Origin of the sequence: Luteimonas sp. MJ250, from assembly GCF_039548455.1 — a bacterium.
In the GTDB taxonomy this organism is placed as follows: domain Bacteria; phylum Pseudomonadota; class Gammaproteobacteria; order Xanthomonadales; family Xanthomonadaceae; genus Luteimonas.
Map to the genome: position 1 here is coordinate 99980 of NZ_JBCLVB010000014.1, position 11075 is coordinate 111054.

Annotated in this window: 12 protein-coding genes; 6 read left to right on the plus strand and 6 right to left on the minus strand. The window is 70.7% G+C overall.

All coding sequences use genetic code 11. The features are described 5' to 3' along the window. Positions 1 to 228 precede the first annotated feature (228 nt). The 4 genes from coxB to WCE37_RS11645 are packed head-to-tail and all read left to right on the plus strand — an operon-like array spanning position 229 to position 4310. Positions 229 to 894 (plus strand): cytochrome c oxidase subunit II, encoded by a 666-nt coding sequence (gene coxB / locus WCE37_RS11630; RefSeq protein ID WP_343279515.1) that lies wholly within the window; start codon positions 229 to 231, stop codon positions 892 to 894. Beyond that, entirely contained in the window at positions 891 to 3410 is a 2520-nt protein-coding gene (gene ctaD, locus WCE37_RS11635) for a cytochrome c oxidase subunit I (RefSeq protein ID WP_343279516.1), read from the plus strand. Before coxB ends, ctaD begins: the two co-directional genes overlap by 4 nt. Then, the gene (locus tag WCE37_RS11640; protein ID WP_343279517.1) at positions 3407 to 3781 is read left to right on the plus strand and encodes a hypothetical protein; all 375 of its coding nucleotides are present in this window, start codon (positions 3407 to 3409) and stop codon (positions 3779 to 3781) included. Before ctaD ends, WCE37_RS11640 begins: the two co-directional genes overlap by 4 nt. A gap of 1 nt (position 3782) precedes the next feature. After that, positions 3783 to 4310, plus strand: coding sequence for a DUF2231 domain-containing protein (locus WCE37_RS11645; RefSeq protein ID WP_343279518.1), 528 nt, complete (start codon positions 3783 to 3785; stop codon positions 4308 to 4310). Positions 4311 to 4341: 31 nt separating this feature from the next. On the opposite strand, the gene WCE37_RS11650 is transcribed toward WCE37_RS11645, so the two are convergent. Further along, on the minus strand, positions 4342 to 4800 hold the full coding sequence (locus WCE37_RS11650; RefSeq protein ID WP_343279519.1) for a CopD family protein: 459 nt from the start codon (positions 4798 to 4800) through the stop codon (positions 4342 to 4344). A 117-nt stretch (positions 4801 to 4917) separates the two neighbouring features. On the opposite strand from WCE37_RS11650, the gene WCE37_RS11655 reads away from it, so the two are divergent. Next, a complete protein-coding gene (locus tag WCE37_RS11655; protein WP_343279520.1) occupies positions 4918 to 5811 on the plus strand; it encodes a cytochrome c oxidase assembly protein in 894 nt (297 codons plus the stop codon). 29 nt (positions 5812 to 5840) lie between these two features. Here WCE37_RS11655 and WCE37_RS11660 read toward each other — a convergent pair whose 3' ends face one another. From WCE37_RS11660 to WCE37_RS11680, 5 genes are all read right to left on the minus strand, one after another. Continuing rightward, on the minus strand, positions 5841 to 6335 hold the full coding sequence (locus WCE37_RS11660; protein ID WP_343279521.1) for a hypothetical protein: 495 nt from the start codon (positions 6333 to 6335) through the stop codon (positions 5841 to 5843). 93 nt (positions 6336 to 6428) lie between these two features. Further along, the gene (gene trpE / locus WCE37_RS11665; protein WP_343279522.1) at positions 6429 to 7904 is read right to left on the minus strand and encodes an anthranilate synthase component I; all 1476 of its coding nucleotides are present in this window, start codon (positions 7902 to 7904) and stop codon (positions 6429 to 6431) included. Then, on the minus strand, positions 7901 to 8863 hold the full coding sequence (gene yegS, locus WCE37_RS11670; RefSeq protein WP_343279523.1) for a lipid kinase YegS: 963 nt from the start codon (positions 8861 to 8863) through the stop codon (positions 7901 to 7903). Before yegS ends, trpE begins: the two co-directional genes overlap by 4 nt. Positions 8864 to 8903: 40 nt before the next feature. Continuing rightward, positions 8904 to 9590, minus strand: a complete 687-nt coding sequence (gene rpe / locus WCE37_RS11675) for a ribulose-phosphate 3-epimerase (protein ID WP_343255069.1) — start codon at positions 9588 to 9590, stop codon at positions 8904 to 8906. Positions 9591 to 9700: 110 nt separating this feature from the next. Beyond that, complete coding sequence (locus tag WCE37_RS11680) at positions 9701 to 10033, minus strand: DnaJ domain-containing protein (RefSeq protein ID WP_343279524.1); 333 nt, start codon at positions 10031 to 10033, stop codon at positions 9701 to 9703. 78 nt (positions 10034 to 10111) lie between these two features. Between WCE37_RS11680 and WCE37_RS11685 the strand changes: the two genes are divergently transcribed. Beyond that, on the plus strand, positions 10112 to 11056 hold the full coding sequence (locus WCE37_RS11685; RefSeq protein WP_343279525.1) for a phosphoribosylaminoimidazolesuccinocarboxamide synthase: 945 nt from the start codon (positions 10112 to 10114) through the stop codon (positions 11054 to 11056). Positions 11057 to 11075 lie beyond the last annotated feature (19 nt).

Consider the following 11075-nt stretch of genomic DNA (forward strand, 5'->3'; position numbering starts at 1 on the left):
GCTGCGTGGCTCCGCCGGGTGGCGACCGGGGCCTCCCAAGCCGCTTATTCTCGCCCAAAGCCGACGGCGCGCGCGCATTCACACGCACGCGGCGCGCGCATGGCTAGCCTGTCCCGACCGCACCCACCTGCTCCCGCCAGGCGGTCCGGCCAGCCACAGGAGGGGACTGACATCGTCGCGACCAAGGCACGCCTCCCGCCCGTTCGCGGCGCGGCTGCGCCAGCTGCGTTGCTGCTTGCAGCGTGCGCCGGCCCGCAGTCGGCGCTCGATCCCGCGGGGCCGTCCGCGGCCGCCATCGCCGGCATCTGGTGGGCGATGTTCTGGGGCGCGCTGGCCGTCTGGGTGCTGGTCATGGCGCTGGTGACACGTGCGCTGTACCGCGGCCGCAATACGCGCGCGTTGCCCCGCCCCGAGCGCCTGATCGTCGGCGGCGGCCTGGTACTGCCGCCGGTGCTGCTGGCGGGCCTGCTGGTATATGGTTCGGTCTCGAGCGCGCGCATCACCGGCGCGGCGGACCAGGTCGATGCGCGCATCGAGGTGGTGGCCGAACGCTGGCGCTGGCGTTTCCGCTACCTGGACGACAACGGCCGGGTGGTGGCCGAGTCGCTTGACACGCTGTCGCTGCCGCGCGGACGCATGGTCGAGTTCCACATCACCAGCAAGGACGTCATCCATTCATTTTGGATCCCGCGCCTGGGTGGCAAGGTCGACGCCATCCCCGGGCGCGTGAACCTGCTGCGCCTGCGCGCCGACCGCGGCGGGCCGGTCCGCGGCCAGTGCGCCGAATACTGCGGCACCGGGCACGCGGTCATGGCCTTCGACGTCCTGGTGCATGGCGACGCGGCGCACGCCGCGTGGCTGGCCGAGCGGGCGGGCGACGGGAGCGCGCCTTGAGCACCGCGACCAGGGCCGCTGCGCCGGGCGACATGGACGCGCGCCTGCGCGCGCTGCACGCCGTGTGGAGCTCGCCACCCGGGTGGCGCGGCCGCCTGACCGCGGTCAACCACTCCACCATCGGCCTGCGCTTCATCGTCACGGGCCTGGCGTTCTTCCTCATCGGCGGCCTGCTGTCGATGTTCATCCGGCTGCAGCTGGCCTGGTTCGGCAACGAGGTGCTGGACCCGCAGCGCTATGCCGAGTTCGTGACCATGCACGGCACCACCATGATGTTCCTGTTCGCGGTGCCGGTGATGGAAGGCTTCGCGCTGTACCTGGTGCCGAAGATGATCGGCGCGCGCGACCTGCCCTTCCCGCGCATGTCGGCGTTCGGCTACTGGTGCTATCTGTTCGGCGGCCTGTTCCTGTACTCGAGCTTCCTGTTCGACGCGGTGCCGGATTCAGGCTGGTTCATGTACGTGCCGCTCACCGACTCGACCTGGTCGCCGGGACTCAATGCCGACTTCTGGCTGATCGGCGTGACCTTCTCCGAGATCGCTGCGGTGGCGGCGGCGGTGGAGATGATCGTCGCCATCCTGATCAGCCGCGCCCCGGGCATGGACCTGCGGCGCATCCCGCTGTTCGCATGGGCGATGCTGGTCACGTCCTTCATGATCGTGTTCGGCTTCCCGCCGCTGATCCTCGCAAGCATCCTGCTGGAGGTGCAGCGCGCCTTCGACTTCGTGTTCTTCGATGTCGCGCGCGGCGGCGACCCGCTGCTCTGGCAGCACCTGTTCTGGCTGTTCGGCCACCCCGAGGTCTACATCATCTTCCTGCCGGCGGCGGGCGTGGTGTCGATGGTGGTGTCGACCTTCGCGCGGCGGCCGATGGTGGGCTACACCTGGGTCGTGCTTGCGCTGGTGGCGACCGGCTTCCTCAGCTTCGGGCTGTGGGTGCACCACATGTTCACCGTCGGCATCCCGCTGCTGGCGCTGGCTTTCTTCAGCGCGGCCAGCATGGCGGTGGCGATCCCGATGGGCATCCAGGTCTTCGCCTGGATCGCGACGCTCTGGGCCGGCCGCCCCTGGCTGCGCGTGCCGACCCTCTACCTGTTCGGCTTCTTCTTCGTCTTCGTGCCCGGCGGGCTCACCGGCGTGATGGTGGCGATGGTGCCCTTCGACTGGCAGGCGCACGACAGCCATTTCATCGTCGCGCACCTGCACCACGTCTTGATCGGCGGGCTGATGTTCCCGCTGTTCGCGGGCCTGTACTACTGGCTGCCGCTGGCCAGCGGGCGCGAGCCGTCCGAGAGCCTCAGCCGCACCGCGTTCTGGCTGGTGTTCATCGGCTTCAACCTGACCTTCCTGCCGATGTATCTCACCGGCCTGCTGGGCATGCCGCGGCGCGCTTACACCTATCTGCCCGAACTCGGTTTCCATTGGCTCAACCTGGTGTCGACGGCGGCGGGCTTCGTGCTCGCGATCGGCATGGTGGCGGTGCTGCTGGACGTCGCGCTCAGCTTCCGCCACGGCCCCCGCTGCCGTCGCAACCCCTGGCGCGCCGGAACGCTGGAGTGGGCGATGCAGGCGCCGGTCCCGAACTTCAACTTCGCCTCCGTCCCCCAGGTGCAGGGCCGCGATCCGCTGTGGGCCGATCCGTTGCTCGCCGAGACCAGCGCACGTCCAGACGGGCTGCTCGGCGATGCCAGCCACGGGCATCGCGAAGTGCTCGGCACCGGCCTGCTCGACGCAAAGCCGGAGCAGGTGATCCGCATCTCTGGTCCGACCTGGCTGCCGCTGCTGGCGGCGATCGCGCTCGCGGTAGTGCTGGCCTGCTTCATCGCCAAGGCCTACTGGTTCGCGCTGGCGACGGTGGCTCCGCTGCTGGCGCTGCTCTGGCGCTGGGCGTGGACCACGGGCCATCCCGGAGCACCCGCGATGCTCGAGGCCGGAGCCGGCATGACGCTCCCCAGCCAGTACGCCGCGCGCAACGCGCCTGGCTGGTGGGCGCTGGTGATCTCGCTGCTGGTCGACGGCTCCCTCTTCGCTTCGCTTGTCTTCAGCTATTTCTATCTGTGGCTGGGCACTGAAGCCTGGCCGCCTGCTGGCCTGGGCGTGTCCTCGATGGGCTTGGCGGTGGTCGCGCTCGGGCTGCTCCTGGCCTGCGCGGCGGCGACGCGATTCGCCGTCCGCGCATTGCGGCGCGACGACCGGCGTGTTGCCGCGCTCTGCTGGCTGGCCGCGGCCGCCTTCGGCATGGTCTTCGTGATCACGCACGGCTGGGCACTGCTGCCTTCGGGCCGACCGCAGGTGCACGCCTATGCCTCCGTGGCCTGGACCCTGGCCGGCTTCCATGCCGTGCACGTGGTGATCGCCGCCCTGTTCGCGGTCTTCGTGGCCGCGCGCCTGCAACGCGGACTGGTCACTCCGGACCGCCCGCTGGAATCGCGCGTCACCGCCGCGCTGTGGCGCTACACCGTGGCGCAGGGGCTGCTGGCTTGGGCCGTCCTGCACCTGTTCCCGAGGCTGGCATGACCGGTCCGCTGTCCCCATACCGGCTCACCGGCATCGCCGCCCCCATGGTGGTCTGGGCACTGCATTTCGTCGCCGTCTACTCGCTGCAGGGCGTGGCCTGTGCCGAAGGCCTGGACCGCATCCGCTTCGCCGGTGCAGAGGCACTGGCGTGGTGGCTGTCCGGCCTGACGGTGGTCGCCCTCGCCGCCCTTGCCTGGCTGGGCCTGCGCGCCTTGCGCGCCTGGCGCGACGCGCGGCCCGGCAGCGACGCTCCGGCGCAGGCGGCACGACGCCGCTTCGCGGCCGCGACCACCGGCGCGCTCTCGGCGATGGCGACCGTCGCGGTGTGCTTCACCACCATCCCCGTCCTGCTGCTGCCCGGGTGCGCCTGACATGCGCCGCTCGCTGAAACAACCAACGCCACCGCAGCTCACCCGCACCGTCGAAAGCCGGGTGGCGATCCGCAAGCACCCGGTGCATCCCATGCTCGTGGTGTTCCCGATCGCGTTCCTGTCGGTGGTGGCGCCGCTGGACCTGCTGTACCTGTGGAGTGGACTGCCGTTCTGGGCGCAGATGGCCGGCGTGCTCAATGTCGCGGGGCTGCTGATGGGCCTGGTGGCCGGCGCCGTCGGCACGGTCGACCTGCTGCTGATCCGCGTGGTGCGCCGGCACGTCTCGGCCTGGAGCCATGCGATCTCGGCGGTGACCCTGCTTGCGGTCGCGGCGGCCAACACCTGGCTGCGCTGGCCCGACCCGGTGGCGGCGGTCTGGCCCTGGGGCCTGCTGCTGTCTTCGGTGATGCTGGTGCTGGTGGGCGTTGCCGGCTGGCTGGGCGGCGGGCTGAGTTTCCACCACGGCATCGGCGTGGCCGGACACGAGGGCGGCGAAGACCGTGGACCGGATGCCCCCCCGGAAGCCTGATACCGCGCGGACGGCATGCCCGTTCGGCGAATCAGGAACGCGCCGTGGCCCCCGGCGGCGGCGGCAGATCGCCGACCGTTGCAGGCTTGGCGCCGGTGAGCGCGGCGACCGCGAGCACGATCACCAGCGGCGCCCAGCCGAGGACGCGGTAGAAACCGACGCCGTGGCGCTCGCGCCCCTGTCCGAGTTCGTACAGCACCATTCCCATGTACAGGTGCAGCAGCACCGCGCCGGTCACCAACACCAGCTTCATCACCAGCCACGCGCCGCTCGGGCCGAAGGCGATCAGCACCATGCCCGAGAGCACGGCGACCAGGGCCGCCGGCGTGGCCAGGCGGAAGAACACCGTATTGGCGGCCACGTTGAAGTAGGCCGCGGCGCCATCGCGCTGGCCGCGGCGGCGCGCCACGAACAATCGCGGCAGGAAGAACAGGCCCGCGAACCAGAGGACCATCGCCGACACATGCAGGATCTTCAGCCAGAAATACACGGTGCGCCCCCGACAGGTTCACGCCAGTGTGCACCCGACGGCGCGAAGCGGCCGTGGTGGGCGCGGAGGCCACGTGCCCGAACGCCATCGCGCGCTACGCGGTCGTGGCGCGCAGGCATGCCGGCGCCCGCCGTCCTGCTGCTGGCCGCCGTGCTGGCGCTGCCGTGGGGAGCCGTGTCCGCCCATGCCGGGCACGCGCATCCGCCCACGCTGGCCACCGCGTGGACGCCAACGCCCTGGCTGCTGCTGCCACTGGCCGCATGGATCGTGCTGTATGCCGCCGGCCTGCGCCGGCTGTGGGTGCGCGCCGGCGTCGGCAAAGGGGTGGGAACGCGCGGTGTGGCCATCGCCACGCTCGGCGTCATGGTGCTGCTGCTCTCCACCACCTGGCCGCTCGATGCCTACGGCGAGTGGTCGTTGGCCGCGCACATCGCCCAGCACATGCTGCTGATCGCCTTCGTGCCGCCGCTGCTGCTCGCGGGACAGCCCCTGGCCGTCGCCGCGCATGCCCTGCCCGCACGCGTCGCGGGAAGGCTTCACCGCGCGCTTGGTGCCGCGACCTCGCGCGCCACTGCCGCGCTCACCATGGCTTCGGTCGTGCACGGCGCGGTGCTCCTGGCCTGGCACCTGCCGGTCGCGACCACCCTGGCGCTGGCCAGCGACCCGGTGCACTGGGCGATGCACGGAAGCTTCCTCGCCTCGGGTCTCTGGCTGTGGGCGGCGATGTGGCGTCGTATCCGCGACCCGCACGTCGGCGCCGGCGCCGGCGTGGTGGCGATGGTCGCGGTGATGATGCAGATGGGCTTCCTGGGCGCGCTGCTGACCTTTGCAACGCGGCCGCTGTACCCGGTCTATGCCGAGCGCGCACCGCAGCTCGGCCTCGACGTCATGGCCGACCAGCAGCTGGCCGGCGTGCTGATGTGGGTGCCGAGCTGCATCCCCTACCTGGCCGGCGCCATGTGGCTGCTGTGGCACGGATTCGCGCGACTGGCGCGACGCGGCGCCTCGTAGCCGACCTGCGGGCGGCAATGCTTTCCCTGTCAGGGTTCCGGGCTGTCGAACCAGGACCGCAATATCGAGGCGATCCTCGTGCCGGGAGGCAGCATGCAGCTCAGGTTGAGAGGGTTCTGGAAGCCTTCGGTTGAATAGAAGTACATATTGGATGACCTGCCCGGCGCCACCACCGCCGACATGGAGACGTACAGCGGAGGAGTGTCACCGAATTCCCAACCAGCGACCATCGTGCAGTTGATGGTGCTCGTCCCCGCCGCCTGGTTGGTGACCAGGACTTGGAGTCCGATCGAGTCGCCCAGGCCCCCGCCCAGGTACTCGCTGCGCAGAGAGCATGAAACAAAGGCCGACGCTTCGCCTTCATTGCCGATCGCCAGGGGGCGCTTGCGGATCTGGCCGTCGAATACCGGCAGGGCCGCCTGGCAGATGCCCGTCGCGTTCTGGATGTCCTGGCCGGCCTCGACATCGCCTGTGAACGCCAGCATCAGCGGAAAAAAAGCAAGGAATGGAGCGTTGATCTTCATGGTCCGGCACCGTCTTCACTGAGGTGTCCGGATGTACGACGCTTCGGGCAGCACGCGGACAACCGGGCAATCACCCGGCGCCGAGGCCAGGCTTCAGAGCCCCTTCGCCGCCTGCGCCACCGCCCTGAACAGCGCGCGCCCCTTGTTCATCGTTTCCTCCCACTCCTTGACCGGATCCGAGTCGTACACGATGCCGGCGCCGGCCTGCACGTGCAGCCGGCCGTCCTGGATCACCGCGGTGCGGATCGCGATCGCCATGTCGGCGTCGCCGTTCCAGGCGATGTAGCCGATGCTGCCGGCGTAGACGTTGCGCTTGATCGGCTCCAGCTCGCGGATGATCTCCAGCGCTCGGATCTTCGGCGCGCCGCTGACGGTGCCAGCGGGAAACGTCGCGCGCAGCACGTCGGCGTAGGACAGGCCTTCGCGCACCTTGCCGGTGACCTCGCTGACGATGTGCATGACGTGGCTGTAGCGTTCGACCACGAAATGCTCGCCGACCTCCACCGTGCCCGGCCGCGAGACGTGGCCGACATCGTTGCGCCCGAGGTCGATCAGCATCAGGTGCTCGGCGCGCTCCTTGGGGTCGGCCAGCAGCTCGGCTTCCAGGGCCATGTCCTCGGCCTGCGAGGCGCCGCGCGGGCGCGTGCCGGCGATCGGGCGCACCGTGATTTCGCCGCCCTGCATGCGCACCAGGATCTCCGGCGAGCTGCCCACGACCTGGGTGCCGCCGACGTCGAGGAAGTACATGTACGGCGACGGATTGAGCGCCCGCAGCGCACGGTAGACATCGACCGGCCGCGCCTGAAACGGCACCGACAGACGCTGCGACAGCACCACCTGGAACACGTCGCCGCCGGCGATGTACTCCTTGACCTTCGCCACCGCGTCGATGAAGCCCTCGCGGGTGAAGCCGGACACGAAATCGGCCTCGCCAAGCGCCGCCGGATGCAGGGTCTCCGGATAGCCGGTGCCGGCCTGGCGCAGGCGGTGCACCAGCGCATCCAGCCGGCGCTGCGCGCGCGCCAGCGCCTGCGCCTCGCGCGGGTCGGCGTGCACCACCAGGTACAGCCGCCCCTTGAGGTTGTCGAACACGGCCAGTTCGTCGCACTGCATCAGCAGGATGTCGGGCGTGCCGAGGTCGTCGCGCAGCCCCACGTCCGCGGCCAGGCGCGGTTCGATATAGCCGATGGTCTCGAAGCCGAACCAGCCCACGAGCCCGCCGCTGAAGCCGGGGAGGCCGTCGACCTCCGGCACCGAGTGTTCGGCGCGCAGGCGCTCGACCTCGGCGAAGGGATCGGCAACTTCGCGCTCGTCCACGATTTCGCCGTGCTCGCGCAGCGCGTAGCGATGCCCCCGGAACTCGTGCACCCGCGAGGCCGGCAGGCCGATGATCGAGTAGCGACCGAAGCGCTCGCCGCCCTCGACCGATTCGAACAGGCAGCTGTGCGGGCCGTCGGCCAGCTTCAGGTAGACCGACAGCGGCGTGTCGAGGTCGGACAGCACTTCGCGCACCACCGGGATGCGGGTGTGGCCGGCGGCGGCATGCAGATGGAACTGGGCGGGAATCATCGTGGCCCCGTGGCGGATGGGTCGGCGTCGCCCGGAGCGAGCAGCGCGCAGTCGGGCGGCAGGTGCATGCGCAGCCGGCGGGCGACGGCTTCGACGCGGAAGCGACGGCCTTCCACCGGCTCGCCGTCAAGGTTGACCGTCATCGGCTGCGCGGCCTGGATCTCCAGCCACGGCAGGCGCGCGCGCACGGCCACCCGTTCGAGCGCGGCGCCACGACCCTCCGCCAGCACCGTGCCCAGCGTGGCCGCGACCTCGCCCTCGAGGTCGGGGACGATGGTGACGTCGAGCAGCCCGTCGTCGATCAGGGCATCGGGACACAGCGCCTGGCCACCTCCGGCCTGGCGGCCGTTGCCGATGCCCAGGGCGATGAATCCGCCGTCCCACGCGAAGCCGGGTCCGCGCAGGCGCGCGGCGATCGGGTCGATCCGCCCGAGGCGCGCCAGCCCCGTCACCAGGTAGGCCAGGCCACCGAGCAGCTTCTTCAAGCCCTCGTCGGTATCGAGCGTGACCTGGGTGCCGAAGCCGGCGCTGGCGAGGTTGGCCGCCCAGTGCACCTCGCCCTCGACCTCCAGCCGCAGCAGGTCGATGTCGCGCGCGGGTTCCGCCAGCAGCAGCTCGAGCGCGGCCAGCGGCGCGTCGGGGAGACCCGCGGCCGAGGCGAAATCGTTGGCCGTGCCCATGGGCACCAGCCCCAGCGCGGGCAGCGCACCGGCCCCCGCGTCACGTCCGGCCAGCGCGGTCGCGACCTCGCTCAGCGTGCCATCGCCGCCGGCGGCAACGATGGCGTCAACGCCATCCGCAAGCGCGGCGTCGACGCAACGCGCGCCGTCCCCGGGCTCCCAGGTCACGCGCACGTCGATGTGCACGCCGCGCTTGCGGATCGCGTCCACGGCCTCGCGCAGCGCATCGTCGCCTGCGGACTTGCCGTTGATGACCAGCAGCCAGCGCGGCGCGTTCATGCCTGCAGCCGGACGCGGCGGTCGCAGTCCGGACCGGCGCTCACGGGGCGGCGGTGCCGCAGGCCTGCGCGACCTCGCGGCGCATCCGCGAGACCACGTCGGCGTAGTCCGGCTTGCCGAAGATCGCCGACCCGGCCACGAAGGTATCGGCACCCGCGGCCGCGATCGCGCCGATGTTGTCGGGCTTCACCCCGCCGTCGATTTCCAGCCGCACCTCGCGCCCGCTGGCGTCGATGCGCTCGCGCACCTTGCGCAGCTTGTCGAGCGCCGAAGGGATGAAGGCCTGGCCGCCGAAACCGGGGTTCACCGACATCAGCAGCACCAGGTCCAGCTCGTCGAGCACGTAGTCCAGCACGTCGACCGGCGTCGCCGGGTTCAGCACCAGGCCCGGCCTGCAGCCGGCGGCGCGGATCAACTGGATGGTGCGGTGCACGTGGCCGCTCGCTTCGGGATGGAAGCTGATCAGCGTCGCGCCCGCCTCGGCAAAGTCGCCGACGATGCGGTCCACCGGCGACACCATCAGGTGGACGTCGATCGGCGCGGTGACGCCGTGCTTGCGCAGTGCGCTGCACACCAGCGGGCCGATGGTCAGGTTGGGCACGTAATGGTTGTCCATCACGTCGAAGTGCACCCAGTCGGCGCCGGCGGCGAGGACCTTGTCGACTTCCTCCCCCAGGCGCGCGAAGTCGGCGGACAGGATGGACGGGGCGATGACGGTCGGCAGCATGGCGGGCTCGCAGGCGGACAGGTGGGCAGCCGGTGGCCACGCCAACCTCGGCGGCGCCCGCTCCGCGGGTTCGCGCCGGGGCGCGCATGGACGCACCTGGACCGCCGATTCTACCGGCCGCTGCGGCGCCTGGTCCGGATCCGGTCGTAGGCCTGGTTGATCTCGGCCGCGCGGCGCTGCGCCTGTTCAAGCAGCTCGGGCGCGGCGCCGGCCATGCGGTCGGGATGGTACTGGGCCATCAGCCGGCGATAGGCGAGGTCGACCTCGGCCTCGCTGGCCTCCGGACCCAGGCCGAGGACGCTCCAGGCATCGTGGCCCGGGCGCCGGAACCAGTCGCTGTCGAATGCGTGCCCGATCAGCAGGCCGATGAGGCCGCCGGCCGGGTGCCGCATCAGCAGCCAACCGGCGACGAACCCGAGGAGTTTTCCATACCATCGCTTCATGCGGCTGATTCTAGCGTCACGGGTCGCGCAAACACCGCGCATCGCTACAATGCTCGCCCGACGGCTGCGATACGACCCATGGCCACGACCCTGCTCGAAGCCCGCCTGCCCGGGTTCGAACTGCTCCACCGCGGCAAGGTCCGCGACGTGTACGCGCTGCCTCCCGGCTCCGGGCCGGAGGCGTTCGGACCGCTGCTGCTGATGGTCGCCACCGACCGCCTCAGCGCCTTCGACGTGGTCCTGCCAGACCCCATCCCCGGCAAGGGCGAGATGCTCACCCAGGTGTCGAACTTCTGGTTCGAGCTGACCGAGCACCTGGTGCGCAACCACCTCACCGGCGTCGACGTGGCCACCGTGCTGCCCGAAGGCGTGGACGCCGAGACCTATCGCCTGCGCTCGGTAGTCACCCGCCGCCTGAAGCCGGTCCCGGTGGAGGCCATCGCCCGCGGATATCTCATCGGCAGCGGCTGGAAGGACTACCAGCGCACCGGGCGCGTGAGCGGAATCGCCCTGCCCGACGGCCTGCGCCAGGCGGAAAAGCTGCCCCAGCCGATCTTCACGCCTTCGACCAAGGCCGCCGCCGGCGACCACGACGAGAACATCGACTTCGACGCCATGGTGCGCAAGATCGGCGCCGAGCTGGCCGAGCAGGTGCGCGACGCGACCCTGCGCCTCTACGCCTTCGCCGCCGAGTACGCGGCCGGGCGCGGCATCATCCTGGCCGACACCAAGTTCGAGTTCGGCACCGATGCCGATGGCCGCCTGTACGTGATGGACGAAATGCTCACGCCCGACTCATCGCGCTACTGGCCGGCCGATGCCTACGAAGCCGGGACCAGCCCGCCCAGCTACGACAAGCAGTTCGTGCGTGACTACCTGGAGACGCTGGACTGGGACAAGACCGCACCCGGGCCGAGCCTGCCGGCCGGCGTGATCGAGCGCACGCGGGCGAAGTACGCCGAAGCCCTGCAGCGGCTGGCCGGCATCGACATCGACATCGACGCGGGCGCGAAGTCCGGCTGAGCGCGGGCGCAATATCGCC